Annotated in this window: 18 protein-coding genes; 5 read left to right on the forward strand and 13 right to left on the reverse strand. The window is 73.4% G+C overall.

The window, feature by feature from the left end; genetic code table 11:
- Positions 1-39 precede the first annotated feature (39 nt).
- Positions 40-1095, reverse strand: coding sequence for an aldo/keto reductase (locus ACF07N_RS33855; protein WP_392120440.1), 1056 nt, complete (start codon positions 1093-1095; stop codon positions 40-42).
- 95 nt (positions 1096-1190) lie between these two features.
- Here ACF07N_RS33855 and ACF07N_RS33860 point away from each other — a divergent pair, with 95 nt between their 5' ends.
- Positions 1191-1814 (forward strand): TetR/AcrR family transcriptional regulator, encoded by a 624-nt coding sequence (locus ACF07N_RS33860; protein WP_383586820.1) that lies wholly within the window; start codon positions 1191-1193, stop codon positions 1812-1814.
- 261 nt (positions 1815-2075) lie between these two features.
- Here ACF07N_RS33860 and ACF07N_RS33865 read toward each other — a convergent pair whose 3' ends face one another.
- The 4 genes from ACF07N_RS33865 to glnA all read right to left on the reverse strand — a co-directional run bounded on the left by ACF07N_RS33865 (position 2076) and on the right by glnA (position 5704).
- Positions 2076-3263 (reverse strand): winged helix DNA-binding domain-containing protein, encoded by a 1188-nt coding sequence (locus tag ACF07N_RS33865; RefSeq protein ID WP_392120539.1) that lies wholly within the window; start codon positions 3261-3263, stop codon positions 2076-2078.
- A 197-nt stretch (positions 3264-3460) separates the two neighbouring features.
- Positions 3461-3865, reverse strand: coding sequence for a signal peptidase I (locus ACF07N_RS33870; protein WP_392120442.1), 405 nt, complete (start codon positions 3863-3865; stop codon positions 3461-3463).
- A 42-nt stretch (positions 3866-3907) separates the two neighbouring features.
- Complete coding sequence (locus ACF07N_RS33875) at positions 3908-4183, reverse strand: hypothetical protein (protein ID WP_383323572.1); 276 nt, start codon at positions 4181-4183, stop codon at positions 3908-3910.
- A gap of 111 nt (positions 4184-4294) precedes the next feature.
- Positions 4295-5704: a type I glutamate--ammonia ligase gene (glnA, locus tag ACF07N_RS33880; RefSeq protein ID WP_309096258.1), complete on the reverse strand. Its 1410-nt coding sequence runs from the start codon at positions 5702-5704 to the stop codon at positions 4295-4297.
- Positions 5705-5914: 210 nt separating this feature from the next.
- Between glnA and ACF07N_RS33885 the strand changes: the two genes are divergently transcribed.
- Positions 5915-6382 (forward strand): RDD family protein, encoded by a 468-nt coding sequence (locus ACF07N_RS33885; protein WP_383323575.1) that lies wholly within the window; start codon positions 5915-5917, stop codon positions 6380-6382.
- Positions 6383-6522: 140 nt separating this feature from the next.
- On the opposite strand, the gene ACF07N_RS33890 is transcribed toward ACF07N_RS33885, so the two are convergent.
- The 4 genes from ACF07N_RS33890 to lipB form a co-directional block, all read right to left on the reverse strand.
- Complete coding sequence (locus tag ACF07N_RS33890) at positions 6523-7227, reverse strand: DUF4191 domain-containing protein (RefSeq protein WP_383323578.1); 705 nt, start codon at positions 7225-7227, stop codon at positions 6523-6525.
- Between the two features lie 75 nt (positions 7228-7302).
- Positions 7303-7515, reverse strand: a complete 213-nt coding sequence (locus ACF07N_RS33895) for a hypothetical protein (protein ID WP_392120445.1) — start codon at positions 7513-7515, stop codon at positions 7303-7305.
- A 260-nt stretch (positions 7516-7775) separates the two neighbouring features.
- The gene (gene lipA, locus ACF07N_RS33900; protein WP_383323581.1) at positions 7776-8741 is read right to left on the reverse strand and encodes a lipoyl synthase; all 966 of its coding nucleotides are present in this window, start codon (positions 8739-8741) and stop codon (positions 7776-7778) included.
- 95 nt (positions 8742-8836) lie between these two features.
- Positions 8837-9637 (reverse strand): lipoyl(octanoyl) transferase LipB, encoded by an 801-nt coding sequence (gene lipB, locus ACF07N_RS33905; protein WP_383323584.1) that lies wholly within the window; start codon positions 9635-9637, stop codon positions 8837-8839.
- Between the two features lie 238 nt (positions 9638-9875).
- Here lipB and ACF07N_RS33910 point away from each other — a divergent pair, with 238 nt between their 5' ends.
- Entirely contained in the window at positions 9876-11354 is a 1479-nt protein-coding gene (locus ACF07N_RS33910) for a regulator (RefSeq protein WP_383583963.1), read from the forward strand.
- 146 nt (positions 11355-11500) lie between these two features.
- Here the strand turns inward: ACF07N_RS33910 and ACF07N_RS33915 are convergent, their stop codons facing one another.
- The gene (locus ACF07N_RS33915) at positions 11501-12907 is read right to left on the reverse strand and encodes an NAD(P)/FAD-dependent oxidoreductase (protein WP_392120447.1); all 1407 of its coding nucleotides are present in this window, start codon (positions 12905-12907) and stop codon (positions 11501-11503) included.
- 268 nt (positions 12908-13175) lie between these two features.
- Positions 13176-14072 (reverse strand): TIGR01777 family oxidoreductase, encoded by an 897-nt coding sequence (locus ACF07N_RS33920; RefSeq protein WP_392120449.1) that lies wholly within the window; start codon positions 14070-14072, stop codon positions 13176-13178.
- A 70-nt stretch (positions 14073-14142) separates the two neighbouring features.
- On the opposite strand from ACF07N_RS33920, the gene ACF07N_RS33925 reads away from it, so the two are divergent.
- Positions 14143-14631 carry a GNAT family N-acetyltransferase gene (locus tag ACF07N_RS33925; RefSeq protein WP_392120451.1) on the forward strand — a complete coding sequence of 163 codons (489 nt, stop codon included), beginning with the start codon at positions 14143-14145 and terminating at the stop codon, positions 14629-14631.
- Positions 14632-14647: 16 nt separating this feature from the next.
- On the opposite strand, the gene ACF07N_RS33930 is transcribed toward ACF07N_RS33925, so the two are convergent.
- Positions 14648-15832 (reverse strand): MarP family serine protease, encoded by a 1185-nt coding sequence (locus ACF07N_RS33930; RefSeq protein ID WP_392120453.1) that lies wholly within the window; start codon positions 15830-15832, stop codon positions 14648-14650.
- 259 nt (positions 15833-16091) lie between these two features.
- On the opposite strand from ACF07N_RS33930, the gene ACF07N_RS33935 reads away from it, so the two are divergent.
- Positions 16092-16940: a peptidoglycan recognition protein gene (locus ACF07N_RS33935; RefSeq protein WP_392120541.1), complete on the forward strand. Its 849-nt coding sequence runs from the start codon at positions 16092-16094 to the stop codon at positions 16938-16940.
- Between the two features lie 208 nt (positions 16941-17148).
- On the opposite strand, the gene ACF07N_RS33940 is transcribed toward ACF07N_RS33935, so the two are convergent.
- Complete coding sequence (locus ACF07N_RS33940; protein ID WP_383323718.1) at positions 17149-17667, reverse strand: DUF4240 domain-containing protein; 519 nt, start codon at positions 17665-17667, stop codon at positions 17149-17151.
- Position 17668 lies beyond the last annotated feature (1 nt).

A 17668-nucleotide genomic window follows, 5' to 3' on the forward strand; every position in this document is an offset into this window, starting at 1 on the left:
GCGCCGGGTGCCCTGCCGAGCGGGGTGCCCGGCGCTTCGTCACGCGGCCCGCTCGGGTGCCGGGAACATCGGCGGGCTCAGGCGCGCGAAGCCCTCCTGGCGTTCATAGGGGAAGTGCGGGTACGGCGCCGGGCGGTGACTGGCCGCGTCGAGTCGCGCCACCTGCTCGGGGGTGAGGCTCCAGCCGACGGCGCCGAGGTTCTGCCGCAGCTGCCGCTCGTCACGGGCGCCGATGATGACGGAGGAGACGGTGGGGCGGCCGAGCAGCCAGTTGAGGGCGATCTGGGGGACCGCCCGGCCCGTCTCCCCGGCGATCTCGTCCAGCACGTCGACCACGGTGTAGAGGTGCTCGTCGTCGACCGGGGGGCCGTAGTCGGCGGTGCCGTGCAGCCGGCTGCCGGCCGGGAGCGGGGTGCCGCGCCGGACGCGGCCGGTGAGGCGGCCCCAGCCGAGCGGGCTCCACACGAGCGCGCCCAGGCCCTGGTCCCGGGCGAGCGGCATCAGCTCCCACTCGTAGTCGCGTCCGACGAGGGAGTAGTACACCTGGTGCGCCACGGGGCGCGGGTGCCCGTGCCGCTCCGCCGCCGCGAGGGACTTCATCAGCTGCCAGCCGGCGAAGTTGGACACGCCGGTGTAGCGCACCTTGCCCGCCCGGACGAGCGTGTCCAGGGTGGCCAGGACCTCCTCGACCGGGGTGCCGGCGTCGAAGGCGTGCAGCTGGAACAGGTCGATGTGGTCGGTGCCGAGCCGGCGCAGCGCGGCCTCGCAGGCGGCGATCAGCCGCGAGCGCGACGCACCCGCCTCGCCCGGTCCCTCGCCCGTCGGCAGGCCGGTCTTCGTGGAGAGGATCACCTGGTCGCGGCGGCCCTTGATCGCCTGCCCGAGCACCTCCTCGGAGGCCCCGGCGGAGTAGACGTCGGCGCTGTCGAACAGCGTGACGCCCGCGTCCAGGCAGATGTCCACCAGCCGGCGGGCCTCCCGCGTGTCGGTCGTGCCCCAGGCCCCGAACAGCGGGCCCCGCCCGCCGAAGGTCCCGGCGCCGAAGCTCAGCGCCGGGACCATGAGCCCGGACGCGCCCAGTCGTCTGTATTCCATCCAGCCCCTCCTCGATCCTGGTTAACGGTTCTCTGGTCCCGTTAGTAGTCATTAAGGTAGCAGGGCGGAGCCGCTAATGGAACAGGAGTGCCGTTATGGACGTCGGAGGCGAGCCCGGGACCCTGCGGCCCGGGGGACGGACCGCCCGGGTACGGGAGGCGGTGCTACGGGCGGCCGAGGACGCCCTGACCGAGCAGGGCGTCACCGGACTGGACCTGGCCGACGTCGCGCGCCGCGCCGGGGTGGGCAAGACGACCGTGTACCGCCGCTGGGGGACGGTGACCGGGCTGGTGGCCGACCTCCTGGCGGACATGGCCGAGCAGTCCGCGCCGCGCACCGAGACCGGCTCCCTGCTGGGCGACCTGACGGCCAACGCCCGGCTCGTGCAGCGGACCCTGACGGACCCCCGGCAGGGCGCGCTGTTCAAGGCGCTGATCGCCGCCGCGACCGGCGACCCGAAGACGGCTGCGGCCCTGCACCGCTTCTACGACGTCCGGGTCAGGGAGTGGGCACCGTGCGTCCGGCAGGCCGTCGCCCGGGGCGAGGTGCCGGAGGGCACCGACGCGCACGAGGTGATCCGGGCCGTGTCCGCGCCGCTCTACTACCACCTGCTGATCAGCGGCGGCCGGCTGGACGAGCCCCTGGCCGACCGCGCGGCCCTGGCCGCGGCGACCGCGGCCCGGGCGGGGGTGTACGTACGGCAGGCCGCCGGGGGGTGACGTGCCTGTCCGGCGGGGGGTGACGTGCCTGTCCGGCGGAGAGTGACGTACCTGTCCGGCGAGGTGGCGACTGCCTCGGGGGACGTGCGCGTTCAGCCTGGCGGGGTGACGGGTTTCTGCCCTCGGGGTGGCGTGCTCACCCCGCGGGGGTGGCGTGACCCTGCCCGCCGGGTGTGGCGTGCCTGCTCGGGGTCGCCGAACTGTCTCGTCGGGGTGGCGTGCCCGCTCGGGGTCGCCGAACTGCCTCGGGGAGGGGGTCGCTCAGCCCGCCGCCAGTTCCTTCTCCAGCGGGGTGCGGAAGCGGGGAGTGATCCTGGTCGTGCCCACCCAGCCGGTCAGCCGTTCCGCCGCCGCCTCGATCGCCGCGTGGGCGTCCCGGCCCACGCCCTCCTCGTCGAGGATGCGCCAGACGATCTCCCCGTCGGCCCGCTGGGCCCAGCCGCCGATCACACGTCCGTTCCACCACACCGTCGGCCCGACGTTGCCGCTGCGGTCGAACAGGGCGGGCCGCAACTCCGGTGCGAGGTACCAGTCGCGCCCCTGCCAGCCCATCGCCGTGGGGTCGAGGGCGGGCAGCAGCGCGGCCCAGGGCTCGTCCGGCTCGGGCACCGGACCGGTGTCGTCCCGTGTCACGTAGCCCGTGCCCTCGTCCAGCTCCACCGGCCGCGCCCCGATCGCGGACAGCGCCCTGCGGACCTCGGTCACCCGCCACCCCGTCCACCACTTCAGGTCGGCCTCCGTCGCCGGACCGCACGCGGCGAGCCACCGCCCCAGCAGCTCGGCCCGGGCCCGCTCCCCGTCCAGCTCCGGGTGCTCCGGCGCGACGGCCCAGCGGAACTGGCTGGACGTCCAGGAGCCGAGCGGCCGGCCGCGGACGACCTTCCCCTCCACTCCCAGCACCTTCAGCAGACGGGTCGAGACGGTGTGCACCCCCTCGTAGCTCTTCCCGGCCCCGTACACGAACCGCTCCTTCAGCCGCGGCTCGTCCCGGGCGAGCTCGGCGGCCGTCGCCTGCCCGCGCCGCGCCAGGGCGGCCAGCGCCGACTCCTCGACCTCCTTCAGCCAGGCCGCGTCCGGCGCCCCGGCCGCCGCCATGTGCGTGAGCAGCGCGGCCCGTTCCCGGGCGGCCACGGCCAGGCCCGTCGAGGCGTGCACGACGGCGGTCAGGGCCGTCGGGAACACGAACACGGTGTGCCGCATGCCGTGCATCCGCACCAGGGAGCGGTCCTCGTACAGCGCCCGCCCGGTCTCCTCCACCGTCCCCGACGGGTCCGCGAGCCGTGCGCCCACGGCCAGGTACACCGTCGCCGGGTCCGTGCCGTGCAGCGCGACGAGCGCGCCGGCGACCTCCTCGGGCGTGGCCGCCTTGCCCTGTCCGGCCAGCCGGTGCCGCAGCGCCAGCCGCGCCCGCCGCTCCACCATGCCGATGTACCGCTCCGCCGCCACCATCCCGGCCTCCCTCGCCGCGGCTCTCGCCCGCATGACCGCACCGACCGCACCGCCCACATCATCACGGGCGCCACTGACATCGGCCGCCACCGGCCGTGCGGCCGCGATGCGCCCGCCGCCTCAGCCGTCTCGCCGGCCGTATCGCTCCGGCAGCCCCGTCACCTACGCCTCCGGGCCCTCTCCCAGGACCTCGGGTGTCAGCCCGTACCGGCCGGGCCACCCCCGCGGTTCGCCGCCCGGGGCTCCACCGCGTACCCGGGCACGGACGGCCACCGCACGGTGAGCACGACCGACTCCTCCTCCGCGTACCAGGAGTGATCGACACCGGGTCCCCACACGACGTAGTCCCCCTGCCGCTCCAGCAGCACGCTGCGCCCCGGCAGCTCGACCCGGAAACGTCCGCTGACCAGGACGAGCAACGCGGTGCGTGCTTCACCGCGCACCCACTCGGCCCGCTCGTCCCCCCGGGGATGGACGCCCCACTTGATCTCCACGGCGTCGCTGTGCCGCGGATCCCCCGCGTCCTTGAAGTGCCCGAGGAGCCACCCCCGGTCCAGGGCGGCGTCCTCGCCCGCGTTCCCCGTGTACACGCTGTCGCTCACGGCCCGGACGCTAACAGCCCGACTCCGGGAGCGGCCGGCTGGCTAGTACGGGGGGCGGAAGCCGGTGTAGCCGAGCAGCACGATCAGCGCCGCCACGCATCCGAGCACCACGGCCGTCGAGACCCAGGACGACCACGAGCCCCGCCGCCGCGACCGCCCGTGCTCCGGATCGGGCCGGAACGGCACGGGGCCGGGCGGATTGTCCTTCCACCGCGCGGCGAGCATCCGGGCCCGCGCCGAGGGCTCCTTGTGCGCGGCGCTGTCCGCCCAGCGGAGATCGAACTCGCGCTCCTGGCCGTCCTGTTCGTGCTCGGGCATCTTCCGCTCCACCCCCGTGTGGTCCCTGTCAGCAGAATAGAACAGACGCCCGTGCCCCCGCTGCGCGAGGCACAGCGGGGGCACGGGCGATCCGTCTCGGTCAGGCGCCGATCACACGTCGAAGTACAGCTCGAACTCGTGCGGGTGCGGACGCAGCTGCAGCGGCGCGATCTCGTTCGTGCGCTTGAAGTCGATCCACGTCTCGATCAGGTCCGGCGTGAAGACATCGCCCTGGAGGAGGAACTCGTGGTCGGCCTCCAGCGAGTCCAGGACCGCCGGCAGCGAGGTCGGCACCTGCGGGACGCCCGCGTGCTCCTCGGGGGCCAGCTCGTACAGGTCCTTGTCGATCGGCTCGGCCGGCTCGATCTTGTTCTTGATGCCGTCCAGGCCCGCGAGCAGCAGCGCCGAGAAGGCCAGGTACGGGTTGCCGGAGGAGTCGGGCGCGCGGAACTCGACGCGCTTGGCCTTCGGGTTGGAGCCGGTGATCGGGATACGCATGGCCGCGGAGCGGTTGCGCTGCGAGTACACCAGGTTGACCGGCGCCTCGAAGCCCGGGACCAGGCGGTGGTAGGAGTTCACCGTCGGGTTGGTGAAGGCCAGCAGCGACGGGGCGTGCTTGAGGATGCCGCCGATGTAGTAGCGGGCGGTGTCCGACAGGCCCGCGTAACCGGCCTCGTCGTAGAAGAGCGGCTGGCCGCCGGCCCACAGCGACTGGTGGACGTGCATGCCCGAGCCGTTGTCACCGAAGATCGGCTTCGGCATGAAGGTCGCGGTCTTGCCGTTCTTCCACGCCACGTTCTTCACGATGTACTTGAAGAGCTGGAGGTCGTCGGCGGCGGCGAGCAGCGTGTTGAACTTGTAGTTGATCTCGGCCTGGCCGGCGGTGCCCACCTCGTGGTGCTGGCGCTCGACCTTCAGGCCGGCCCGCTCCAGCTCCAGGGAGATCTCGGCGCGCAGGTCGGCGAAGTGGTCGACCGGCGGGACCGGGAAGTAGCCGCCCTTGTAACGGACCTTGTAACCGCGGTTGTCCTCAAGGGCACCGGTGTTCCAGGCACCCGCCTCGGAGTCGATGTGGTAGAAGGACTCGTTCGCGCTGGTCGCGAAGCGGACGGAGTCGAAGACGTAGAACTCGGCCTCGGGACCGAAGTACGCCGTGTCGGCGATGCCGGTGGAGGCGAGGTAGGCCTCGGCCTTCTTCGCGACGTTGCGCGGGTCACGGGAGTACTGCTCGCCCGTGATCGGGTCGTGGATGAAGAAGTTGATGTTCAGCGTCTTGTCCCGGCGGAACGGGTCGACCCGGGCGGTCGACAGGTCCGCGCGCAGCGCCATGTCGGACTCGTGAATGGCCTGGAAACCCCGGATCGAGGAGCCGTCGAAGGCCAGCTCCTCGTCGGCGTCGAACGCCTCCGCAGGCACCGTGAAGTGCTGCATCACGCCCGGGAGGTCGCAGAAGCGGACGTCGATGAACTTGACGTCCTCGTCCGCGATGAACTTCTTGGCCTCGTCGGCGTTCTGGAACATCCAGCTCCTCCTACTCCCGACCGTCCCGCCGGGGTGGTAGTTCGATCGTGCGGCCAGTGCGGGTGGCACACGCTGACCTCGACCCTAGGGACGGGTGATTTCTCGGGCGTGACTCATTTGTTTCGCACAAGTTAACCGGCTCTCCTTCCACCGTAGCCCCGGCGCACCCCGCCGTGCTCCGGTCATATACGGGCGCAGTACCGTGGACGGGTGGACAACAGGCAAGCACTCGGATCGTGGCTCTCCGGGCCCCGCGCGGCGGCGGAAGAGGCCGGTGTCGACTTCGGCTACCGGGGTGAGCAGCTCGGTCTGCCCGAGGAGGGGCCCGGCTCGATCGCCCGCCCGGGCCGCCGCCTCGGCGCCCTCGCCGTGGACTGGGGCCTGAGCCTCCTGATCGCATACGGCCTCATCACCCAGAGCTACAACGAGGCCGCGCAGATCTGGGCGCCGCTCATCATGTTCGCGCTGATGGTCCTCACGGTCGGCACGGTCGGCTTCACCCCCGGCAAGCGCCTCTTCGGCCTGCGGGTGCTCGCCCTGGACACCGGCCGGGTCAGCCCCTGGCGCTCCGCGCTGCGCACGGTCCTGCTGTTCCTCGCGATCCCCGCCCTGATCTGGGACCGCGACGGCCGCGGCCTGCACGACCGGCTCGCGGGCACGGTCGAGGTCCGCATCTAGCGGACGTCACCCACCGCGCCCACCCCACGCACCGCACCCACCGCGCCCACAGACGTCGAAGACGTCACCCACCGCGCGCACAGACGCCGAAGGGGCGCCCGGACCAGTCCGGGCGCCCCTTCGGCGTCTGTGCGGCGGGATCAGCGGGCCTTCGGCCCGCCCCCCTTCGGCAGCCGCATGCCCTTGGGCATCGGCCCCTTCGGCAGCGGCATGTTGCTCATCAGGTCGCCCAGCGCGCGCAGCCGGTCGTTGGTGGCGGTGACCTGCGGGCCGGTCAGCACGCGCGGCAGCTTCAGCATGGTCGTGCGCAGCTTCTTCAGCTCGACCTGGCCCTCGCCCGTGCCCACGACCAGGTCGTGCACGGGGACGTCGGCGACGATGCGGTTCATCTTCCGCTTCTCGGCGGCCAGCAGGGTCTTCACCCGGTTCGGGTTGCCCTCGGCGACCAGCACGATGCCCGCCTTGCCGACGGCACGGTGCACCACGTCCTGGTTGCGGTTCATCGCCACCGCGGGGGTCGTCGTCCATCCCCGGCCGATGTTGTCGAGCACGGCCGCGGCGGCCCCGGGCTGTCCCTCCATCTGGCCGAAGGCGGCCCGCTCGGCCCGGCGCCCGAACACGATCGCCGTCGCGAGGAAGGCGAGCAGGAGGCCCAGGATGCCGAGATAGATGGGGTGCCCGATCAAGAAACCGATCGCGAGGAAGACACCGAAGGTGACGATTCCGACAGCCGCGAGTACAAGACCGATCTTCTTGTCGGCCCTGCGGGTCATCTTGTAGGTCAGGGCGATCTGCTTCAGTCGCCCGGTGTTCGCAGCGTCCGCTGCGGATTCCTGCCTCGCCATGCCACGAAGTCTACGTGGCCCCACAAGCGCGGACGACGGCAGTGTCCGCGGGGCCCTGTGGGGGAGGGCCCGGGCTCAGGGACGGACGGCGGCGGAACGGGACAGGGACTGCTCGAGGACACGCTGTGCCTCGACCCGGTCCTTGGCGCGACGGCGGTCCTCCAGGACGGAGGTCCAGGCGTTGCGGCGTGCGGTGCGCTGACCGCCGCTCATCAGCAGCGACTCGACCGCGCGCAGTGCGGTCGTGAAGGACGGGATGGCGGTGGCGCGAACGGGCGCGGCCTGCATGGGTGAGGTCCCCCCTCGGCAAGGGTGTACGTGCTGTGAGTCCAGCGTCACTGTTTGGTGTTACCAGGGCGTGACCGACCGGTCAAACACCCATGAAGCCCCGGCGGTCGGCGGCGGAACGCCGACGCGGCCCCGGCGAGTGCCCTCATCTGCGAGGACGTCCGGGACCGCGTCGTATCGGTCGCTACTGGCGGGTAGGGTCTTGTGCGCGAATTCACACGCCTGTCCTCCGCCGTACGGGGAAGGGCGGTGACGGTTCGTCAGACGGCCTGGGGCGCGACGCGCGCGTCCCGCTGCTCCATCGCCATCCGGTACAGCCGCCCCGCGCGGTAGGAGGAGCGCACCAGCGGGCCGGACATCACGCCCGAGAAGCCGATCTGCTCGGCCTCCTGCTGGAGCTCCACGAACTCGTGCGGCTTGACCCAGCGCTCCACCGGGTGGTGCCGCACGGAGGGGCGCAGGTACTGCGTGATGGTGACGAGTTCGCAGCCCGCGTCGTGCAGCTGCTTCAGCGCGTCGCTGACCTCCTCACGGGTCTCGCCCATGCCGAGGATCAGGTTCGACTTGGTGACCAGGCCGTAGTCGCGGGCCTCGGTGATGACCTTCAGGGAGCGCTCGTAGCGGAAGCCCGGGCGGATGCGCTTGAAGATCCGGGGGACCGTCTCGACGTTGTGCGCGAAGACCTCGGGGCGCGAGGAGAAGACCTCCTCGAGCTGCTCCGGGATCGCGTTGAAGTCCGGGGCCAGCAGCTCGACCTTGGTGTGGCCGCCCTCGCGGCCCGCGGTCTGCTGGTGGATCTGGCGCACGGTCTCCGCGTACAGCCAGGCGCCGCCGTCCTCCAGGTCGTCGCGGGCGACGCCGGTGATGGTGGCGTAGTTCAGATCCATCGCGACCACGGACTCGCCGACGCGGCGCGGCTCGTCCCGGTCGAGCGCCTCGGGCTTGCCGGTGTCGATCTGGCAGAAGTCACAGCGCCGGGTGCACTGGTCGCCGCCGATGAGGAAGGTCGCCTCGCGGTCCTCCCAGCACTCGTAGATGTTCGGGCAGCCGGCTTCCTGGCAGACCGTGTGCAGGCCCTCGCTCTTCACGAGGTTCTGCATCTTCGTGTACTCGGGGCCCATTTTCGCCCGGGTCTTGATCCACTCGGGCTTGCGCTCGATGGGGGTCTGGCTGTTGCGGACCTCCAGGCGCAGCATCTTGCGTCCGTCGGGTGCGACTGCGGACACGACCGGCTCCCTAGCGTTTGATTCTTCGGCGTCCTCAAGGGTACGCCCGTGGATTTGAATGCCTCTGTGTGGTGTCAGCCGCTCCCCGCGCGCGTTTATGCCGCCGGGGTCCGCTCGATCTCGCGGGGCTTCAGCTCGGCGTTCTCCAGGACCTCCCGCAGGTGCCGTTCCACCACCGGCAGCACCTCCTCGATCGTCACGTCCCGGCCGAGCTCACCGGCGAGGGAGGCCACGCCCGCGTCCCGGATGCCGCACGGGATGATCCGGTCGAACCACTTGTTGTCCGGGTTCACGTTGAGCGCGAAGCCGTGCATGGTGACGCCCTTGGCGACCCGGATGCCGATCGCCGCGATCTTCCGGTCCTCACGGCGCTGGCCGGCGTTGGACGGGGCGTACTCCGGGCCGTTCAGACGCGGGTCGAACTCCTCGTCCTGCAGGCGCGGGTCGAAGTCCAGGGAGAGGCCGCCGAGCGCCGGGCGCTGGTCGACCGGGTCGCCGAGCACCCACACGCCGCTGCGTCCCTCGACCCGGGTGGTCTCCAGGCCGAACTCGGCGCAGGTGCGGATCAGGGCCTCTTCGAGGCGCCGGACGTGGGCCACCACGTCCACGGGGCGCGGGAGCTTCTGGATCGGGTAGCCGACCAGCTGGCCCGGGCCGTGCCAGGTGATCTTGCCGCCGCGGTCCACGTCGATGACCGGCGTGCCGTCCAGGGGCCGCTCGCTGTCCGCCGTGCGCCGGCCGGCCGTGTAGACCGGGGGGTGCTCCAGGAGCAGTACGGTGTCGGGGATCTCGTCGGCGAAGCGTGCCGCGTGCACCCGGCGCTGCTCGTCCCACGCCTCCTGGTACTCGACGGCCTCGTCACCGAAACCCATACGGACGAACCGCAACTCACTCACGGCAAGCGCCTCCCTCGAACGGGTGTGTAAGGCACGTATCGCGCCCAAGCCACTGTACGTCCGGCCCGTGCGCGTCAGTCCCGGGGGCAATCCTCACACGATCGGATGAATGTCCGGGAAAATGTGTGATGGGGTGCTTACTCTCCGCTACATTCGCGCCGTCCAGCAAGGCATAAGGCCTGCTCACAGGCAATCCGCGCACATCACGAAGGCCGGAAGGCAGGAGACCGCACCGCAGATGACGGAACGACCCGCGCAGCGCACCCCCAACCGACAGCTCGCCGCGCTCATCGCAGAAGCGGGGTTCTCCAACGCGGGACTCGCCCGTCGCGTGGACCAGCTCGGTCTCGAACACGGGCTCGACCTCAGATACGACAAGACATCCGTGACCCGGTGGCTGCGCGGCCAGCAGCCCCGCGGCACGACCCCCGCACTGATCGCCGAGGTGTTCACCCGGCGCCTGGGCCGCCGCCTCACCGCCCAGGACCTCGGCCTGGACGCCTGCGCCCCGGTCTACGCGGGCCTGGAGTTCGCGGCCACCCCCGAGGAGGCCGTCGACATCGTCAGCGGGCTGTGGCGCAAGGACTCCGGCAGCCACGCCGAGCTGCGCAAGATCGCCTTCACCCCGGCCGGGCTCGTCGTGCCCAGCCGGGACTGGCTCATCGGCCGGGCCGACGAGAAGGTGGCCCGGGGCGAGCAGCCCGCCCCGCGGATCCCGGCGCAGGGCCGCCCTGCCGCCCGCTTCCCGGTCACCGCCGAGCAGGGTGTGCCCGTCCTGCCCCGCCAGCGCGGCCAGGCCGAACGCGGACCCGGGCAGAAGGTCACCGCCGGGGACATCGCCGCCCTGCGCTCGGTCGGCGAGCTGTTCCGCACCCTCGACGACGCCTACGGCGGCGGCCACGCCCGCCAGGCCCTCGTGCGCTACCTGGAGCACGAGTGCGAGCCCATGCTGCGCGGCACCTACGGCGAGCAGACCGGCCGCCGCCTGTTCGCCGCCGCCGCCGACCTCACCCGGCTGGCGGGCTGGACCTCCTACGACATCGCCGCGCACGGGCTCGCCCAGCGCTATTTCGTCCAGGCGCTCCGGCTGGCCCAGGCGGCGGGCGACCGGGCCTACGGGGCGTACGTGCTGGTCACCATGAGCCGGCAGGCCGTCTACCTCGGGCACGGCCGGGAGGCCGTCCAGCTGGCCCGCGTGGCCCAGCAGGGCGTCGGCACCTCCGGCCCGCCCGTCGTCCAGGCCCTGCTGCACGCCTCCGAGGCGCGCGGGCACGGCGTGCTCGGCGAGGTCCGGGCCTGCACCGCGGCCCTGGTCCGCGCCGAGCGCGCCCTGGAGACGGCCCGGCCCGGGGACGAGGTGCCGCACTGGGCGAGGTTCTTCGACGAGGCCCAGCTCGCCGACGAGTTCGGGCACTGCCACCGCGACCTGCAGCAGTTCCGCGCCGCCGCCCAGCACGCCGAACGCTCACTCCAGCTGAGGGCCCCGTCCTACGCCCGCAGCCGTCTGTTCTGCCGGGTCGTCCTCGCCACCGCCCGCCTGGGCCTCGGCGAACTCGACCAGGCCTGCCAGCTGGCGGCGGAGGCGGCGGGCCAGGCGGCCGAGATGCGCTCGGTGCGGGCGGTGGAGTACGTCAGGGACTTCGAGCGCAGGCTGGAGCCGTACAAGGACGCGGCGCCGGTGCGCAGCTACCGCGACAAGGTGGCGGCGTTGGGGTAGGGGCCGTGCCTCAGGGGCCTCAGGGGCCTCAGGGGCCTCAGGGGCCTCAGGGGCCTCAGGGGCCTCAGGGGCATGGGGCGGTGCCGGTGTGCGGCTTCGCCGTGTGGGTGCGAACAGCCTTCACGCGCCCGCACCCGGCGCGTCACCTACGCGGCCCGTGGCACGGACGGCACAGGATCGGCGACGTGCATCGACCGCCCCGCCCCCAGGTCCGCCAGGATCGCCGCGGACGCCCGATGCCCGGAGTGCAGCGCACCCTGCACCGTGCTGGTGTCCCGGTGGTCCCCGCACACGTACAGCCCCGCGAGCAACCGCACCGGCCGCCGCAGATCGTGCGGCGGCCGCATGGCGGGCACCGCCTCGGCCGTGTGGTGCACCGCCAGCGTCTCCCAGCGGGCCGTCGACACCCCGTACAACCGCGCCAGGTGCATCCGCACGGCCGTGTCGACGTCCCCCGGCGGCCGCCCCAGCACGGTCGACGACACCAGCGCCCGTCCCGCCGGGGCCCGGGACGGATCGACCTGGCTGACCACCGCCGTGTGCGCGACCGGACCGCCCAGGTCCGCGTCGAGCAGCAGCGACGCCCCCGTCCCCGGCGGCTCGTCGGTCGTGTGGTGCACCACCGTCACCGGGTGGAACTCCGGCACCCGCAACCCGGGAAGGAGCTCGGCCGCGGCCCGCGCGCCCGTCGCCACCAGCACCGCGCGGCACCGGATCTCGCCGTGCTCCGCGGTGGTCACCGAGGTCGTGGAGACCGAGGTGACGCGCACGCCCGTGTGCACGGTGCCGGCCGGCAGCATCTGCGCCAGCCGCTCCGGCAGGGCCCCGGCGCCGCCCTCCGGCAGGCACAGCCGCCCGCCCGCGAAGGCGCGCAGCGCGAGGTCCGCGCACCGGCTGGACGTCGTCAGGTCCGGGTCGCACAGCAGGGCGGCGAGCAGCGGGCGCAGGAAGCCGTCGATCGTCCGGGCGGGCAGCCCGCGGGCCGCGAGGGCCGCCCCGGCGGGCAGCTCGGGGCGGGCCAGGAGCCGTTCGGCCGGGGTGCCCGCGAGCCGGGTCAGCGCGGCCCCCAGCCGCGCCTGGTCCACGGCCGTGCCCAGCGGGGCGCCCGGCCGGCTCCGCGGGACGGAGACCTGACGGCCGGGCACGGCCACCGGCCGCCGCAGCGGCCTGGGTACGGACGGCTGGCGAGGCGCACTCGCCAGCGTCCGCACCGCGTGCAGTGCGCCCCGTGCGCCCCCTGAGCCCTGCTGGACGCCCGCACGATGGTGGCGGCCGTCGCCGTGCAGCAGGACCCCGGGAGCGAAGGGCCTCAGGGCCAGCCCGCCGAGGCCGGGGGTCAGCCGTAGTTCGGGATACGCCGTGGACAGCAACTGGCCGACCCGGTCGAGCCGGAAGCCGTCGATCTTCTCCGTCCCCATGCGGCCGCCGACACCGTGGGCGGCCTCCAGGACCATGGTCGTCACTCCTGCGCTGGTCAGCCGGTGCGCGGCCGAGAGTCCGGCGACCCCGGCCCCCACGACGACCACGTCCGCCTGGTACGCGGGCTCAAGCACGTGCCCCTCCTCGAGGTTGCGCGGGCGCTGGAGACGTCATGCCCTCAACAGGCCGCAGGGATACGCGAGTTCTGGTCGAGGGTAGGGCCGTGATCGGTCAGGGGGAGTCGCGCATCGACAGGGCACGGTCGCACAGCGGTCGCATACGGATGCCGTGTGGGCAGGAAGTGGTCACAGGGGGCTGGTGTGCGCAGGGACGCGGTGTCCCGAAAACGCCGCCGGGCAGGCGGGAGGGGCCGCTCGCGCGGAGCGGCCCCCCGGCGGACCGTCACAGAGCCGCCCGGATCGCCCCCTCGATGTCCGGGAAGGCGAACCGGAAGCCCGACTCCAGCAGCCGCGTCGGCAGGATCCGCGCGCTGCCGAGGACGTCCCCGGCCATCTCGCCGAGCACGGACCGCAGGACGGGCGCGGGCACGGCGAACAGCGTCGGCCGGCGCAGCACCCGCCCCATCGCCGCCGTGATCTCACGGTTCGTCAGCGGATTCGGGGCGGTCAGGTTGAACGGCCCGGACAGGCCGTCGGTGTCGATGAGATGCCGGATCGCGGCGACCTCGTCGTGCAGCGCGACGAACGACCAGTACTGCCGCCCGTCGCCCATCCGCCCGCCGAGTCCCGCCTGGAAGAGCGGGAACAGCCGCCCCCACGCCCCGCCGTGGCGGGAGACGACCAGCCCGGTCCGGGTGAACACCGTGCGGACACCGGCCTCCCGGGCGGGGGCCGTCGCCGCCTCCCACTCCACGCACAGCTCGGGCAGGAAACCCGTCCCCGGAGGCGCGTCCTCGTCCACCGCCCGGTCGCCGGTCTCGCCGTAGTAGCCGATGGCGCTGCCGTTGACGAAGACCCGCGGCCGGTCCTCGTCGTCGAGGGAGGCGACCGCCCGGGCGAGCGCCGCCGTGCCGTTCACACGGCTGTCGCGGATCCGCTGCTTGTACGCATCCGTCCAGCGGCGGTCGCCGACCCCGGCCCCCGCCAGATTGACCACCGCGTGGCAGCCGGCGAGACCGGCCGCGTCCGCCCTTCCGCCCTCCGGGTCCCACCGGACCTCGTCCCGCGCGCGAGGCGTACGGCGCACGAGGCGCACCACCTGGTGCCCGTCAGCGGTCAGGGACCGCGCCAGGGCGCTGCCGATGAGACCGGAGGCGCCGGTCACCGCGATGCGTCGCATGGCTCATATCTTGCCCGGCGGCGGGATAAAACCCCCGTCGGGAGGGGTGCGCCCGGCGTAGCGTGCGTCCATGCCGACTCCGCACATACGACCCGCACGTCCCGGGGACGACGATGCCCTGGGGCGGCTCGACCGCGCCACCTGGTCGCCGCTGCACGCCGTCCAGCCCCGCCCCGAGCCGCCGTACGCGCCCTTCTTCAGCGAGCGTGACCCGGCGGCGGAGTGCCTCGTCGCCGAAGTCGACGGCGCACTCGCCGGATATCTCCGGCTGGGCACCGCGACGCCGCTCGCGTGCAACGCCCACGTCCGGATGATCCGCGGACTGGCCGTCGCCGAGGAGGCCCGCGGGCAGGGCGTCGCGCGGGCCCTGCTGCGGGCGGCGGGGGAGGAGGCCAGGAGACTGGGGGCGCGGCGTCTGACCCTGCGCGTGCTGGCGCACAACGCGCCGGCCCGCGCGCTCTACGCGTCCGAGGGGTTCGCCGTGGAGGGGATCCTGCCCGAGGAGTTCTTCCTCGACGGGACCTACGTCGACGACGTCTTCATGGGCCGCTTCCTGTGAGCCCGGCGGCGGGCCGCTACGACGCCGCCGGCTCGCCCGTGTCCACCGGCGCCGTCGCGCGGGCCGCCCGCTGTGCGTCCGGGGACACCTCGTCCGCCGTCAGCACGTAGCCCGTCTCGGCGTCCGAGGTGGAGCGGGCGAAGACCACGCCGAACACCCGGCCCTCCGGGGTGAGCAGCGGACCGCCCGAGTTGCCGGGGCGGACCGTGGAGCGGATCGAGTAGATCTCACGGACGGCCGTCCCGTCGTTGTAGATGTTCTGGCCCGTCGCCCGCACCCGGTTGGCGACCGTCGCCGCCTGGAGGTTCAGGTCGCCGTCCTCCGGATACCCCGCGACGACCGCCGCGTCGCCGCGCCCGGCGTCGTCCTCGAAGCGCAGCACGGGCGCCTTCAGCCCCGGCACGTACAGCACCGCCACGTCCTTCTGCGGATCGAAGAGCACCACGCGGGCCTCGTACGTCCGCCCGACCCCGCCGATCTGCACGGTCGGCTCGTCGATGCCGGCCACCACGTGGGCGTTGGTCATCACGTGCTCGCGCGCGTACACGAACCCGCTGCCCTCGCGGCCCTGTGTGCCGGCCACGCCCTCGACCTTCACCGTGCTCAGCTTGGCGGCGTTCGTCGCGGCCGCCGTGACGCTGTCGCCCGAGGGCCGGGCGACCTCGGCCGTCGACTCGTTCTCGAACGGGTTGAACACCTGCGGGAAGCCCGCCTGCGTCAGCGCCGACGTGGCCTCCGAGAACCACGCCGGAGTCGTGTCGGGCATCGTCCGCTGCACCGTGCCGAGCAGCCGCGAATCCCGGATCGCCGAGGTGACCAGGGGCGACGAGGAGGCGCCCAGGACGCTCGCGGCCACCCACGCCACGATCAGCACGGCGACCGCGTTGGCCACGGCCCCGCCGATCCCGTCCGCCGACCTCAGCGGCCCCCGGTCCAGCTCCCGCCGCAGCCGCAGCGCCAGGCGCCCCGCCAGCTCGTGGCCGACCACCGCCGGCAGCAGTACCGTGAACACCGCCGCCACCGTCGCCCGGGTCGTGCCCGGCTCGACCAGGTCCATCACCGACGGCAGGATCCACACGCCGACGGCAGCGCCGCCCACGAAGCCCGCCAGCGACACGCACCCGGCCACCAGCCCGCGCCGGTACCCGGACGCCGCGTAGGCCAGGACGACCAGCAACAGCAGGATGTCGAGCAGGTCCACGCAACGCCGCCTTTCTCTCGGACCCTTCAGTACGTGGGGGAAGGGCCCGGTGATCAGTCACCCGCGCACGGATGATCCGAACCGGCCACGCGCGCGTGCACTCGGAGAAACGTCGCGGACCGTGACGATGGTTCCACCGGGTGGCACATCACACATCGCGGACGGACCGGATCAGGCCGACAGTGGGACCATGCGTGTCTTCCGCGGACGGCGGGGTGCGCGGGGGCGCCGCGCCGCCGGGACACCCGGTACGGCCGGTATGCCGCGCGCGGCCCGGGTGGCGCTCGGCTGTGTGCCGGGCGTCGCCGCCGTCGCCGCGCTGATCCTGTGCGCCCACGGCGTGGAGCACGCCGCCGAGACCGCCGCCCGCGCCGCCGCCCGCCCCGCCGCCCCGCCGCACGCCGCCCCCCGGCCGCCCATCGTGCCCCGGTCGCACTGGCTGGGCGACGCCGCCCGCCGGCAGCCCCGCCCGCGCTACGACGACCGCGTCGCCGCCGTCTTCGTCCACCACACCGACTCGCCCAACGGCTACGACTGCGCCGACGCGCCCCGCATCATCCGGGACCTCTACACCGGCCAGACCGGCAGCCGCGACTGGGACGACATCGGCTACAACTTCGTCGTCGACCGCTGCGGCACCATCTACGAGGGCCGCGCCGGCGGTGTCGAGAAGGCCGTCACCGGCGCACACACCCAGGGCTTCAACCACCGCACCACCGGCATCGCCGCCCTCGGCACCTTCACCGAGGGCCTGCCCGTGCCCCGGCCGATGATCCACGCCATCGCCGCACTGTCCGCCTGGAAGCTGGGTCTGACGGGGACCGACCCGCGGGCGAGCGTGCGCCTGGTCTCCAGCAACGGGCTGAGCCGCTACGCGGCCGGCACCACCGCCCGGCTGCCCGCCGTGGCCGGTCACAACGACGGCTACATGACCAGCTGCCCGGGCGCCGCCCTGCACGCCCGCCTGCCCGAGATCCGGCAGCTCGCGGCCCGGCTCCAGGGCCGGCCCGCGCCCGCACAGGAGGGCCACAGCGAACGCGCGGCGTCGTCACATCCGGGCCCCCTACGGTCGTCCCACCAGGCAGCGGACCGGAGGCGGGGACCATGAACAGCAGCGGCGGGCGGGACGCCCGGGCGCGTACGCGGGGGAGGGGCCGGAGCCCCTGGGCGGTGCTCGGCGCGGTCGCCACCGTCGTCCTCGGACCGGCCGCTGCCACCGCCTCCGCCCTCGGCCGGGCCAACGCGGCCCCGCTGCACCCCGCGGTCAGGCCCGAGCGGACGCGCGCATACCCTCCGCCCGGCGCCGGGGCGTCTGATCAGCCCCTGAAGCGCTCCCACAACCGGGGATAGCGCTCGGCGAGCAGCCGCTCGTTCTCGAAGTCCAGCGGGGTGCCCTCCGGCTCGGCGGGCGGGGGCGGGATCCCCAGGTCGGGCGCGACCACGCCGGTGAGCTGCTCATAGGCCTCGTCGGCCGCGTAGCCGAGTTCCTCGCCGTCGCCGTCGATCTCCTCGTCGAAGTCGTCCAGGAGGCCGGCGAGCGCGTCCGGATCGTGCAGGGCGCCCTCGAAGACCTCCCGGCCCTGGCCGATCAGCCAGCACCGGAAGAAGTCGAAGGCGTCGTCGCTGGCCCCGTCGAGCAGCACCCAGGCGGCACCCCACAGGTCCCAGCGGTAGGCGCGGTTGTAGCGGGACTCGAAGTGCCGGGCGAAGTCCAGGACCGAGTCCGGGTCCAACTGGGCGAGCCGCTCCACGAGCAGGTCCGCCTGCTCCTCCGGGTCGCCCTCGGCGGCCTCCCGGGCGTCGTCCACCAGCTCCCAGAACTCCGTCTCGTCCATC

The organism is Streptomyces sp. NPDC015242 (assembly GCF_043079125.1).
Classification (GTDB): domain Bacteria; phylum Actinomycetota; class Actinomycetes; order Streptomycetales; family Streptomycetaceae; genus Streptomyces.

Coding starts and splice junctions, on each gene's coding strand:
- ACF07N_RS33940 (WP_383323718.1), bottom strand. CDS start 17,667: ATGGACGAGACGGAGTTCTGGGAGCTGGTGGACGACGCCCGGGAGGCC.
- ACF07N_RS33865 (WP_392120539.1), bottom strand. CDS start 3,263: ATGGTGGCGGCGGAGCGGTACATCGGCATGGTGGAGCGGCGGGCGCGG.
- glnA (WP_309096258.1), bottom strand. CDS start 5,704: ATGTTCCAGAACGCCGACGAGGCCAAGAAGTTCATCGCGGACGAGGAC.
- ACF07N_RS33910 (WP_383583963.1), top strand. CDS start 9,876: ATGACGGAACGACCCGCGCAGCGCACCCCCAACCGACAGCTCGCCGCG.
- ACF07N_RS33875 (WP_383323572.1), bottom strand. CDS start 4,183: ATGCCCGAGCACGAACAGGACGGCCAGGAGCGCGAGTTCGATCTCCGC.
- ACF07N_RS33855 (WP_392120440.1), bottom strand. CDS start 1,095: ATGGAATACAGACGACTGGGCGCGTCCGGGCTCATGGTCCCGGCGCTG.
- ACF07N_RS33935 (WP_392120541.1), top strand. CDS start 16,092: ATGCCGCGCGCGGCCCGGGTGGCGCTCGGCTGTGTGCCGGGCGTCGCC.
- ACF07N_RS33920 (WP_392120449.1), bottom strand. CDS start 14,072: ATGCGACGCATCGCGGTGACCGGCGCCTCCGGTCTCATCGGCAGCGCC.
- ACF07N_RS33890 (WP_383323578.1), bottom strand. CDS start 7,227: ATGGCGAGGCAGGAATCCGCAGCGGACGCTGCGAACACCGGGCGACTG.
- ACF07N_RS33895 (WP_392120445.1), bottom strand. CDS start 7,515: ATGCAGGCCGCGCCCGTTCGCGCCACCGCCATCCCGTCCTTCACGACC.
- ACF07N_RS33860 (WP_383586820.1), top strand. CDS start 1,191: ATGGACGTCGGAGGCGAGCCCGGGACCCTGCGGCCCGGGGGACGGACC.
- ACF07N_RS33925 (WP_392120451.1), top strand. CDS start 14,143: ATGCCGACTCCGCACATACGACCCGCACGTCCCGGGGACGACGATGCC.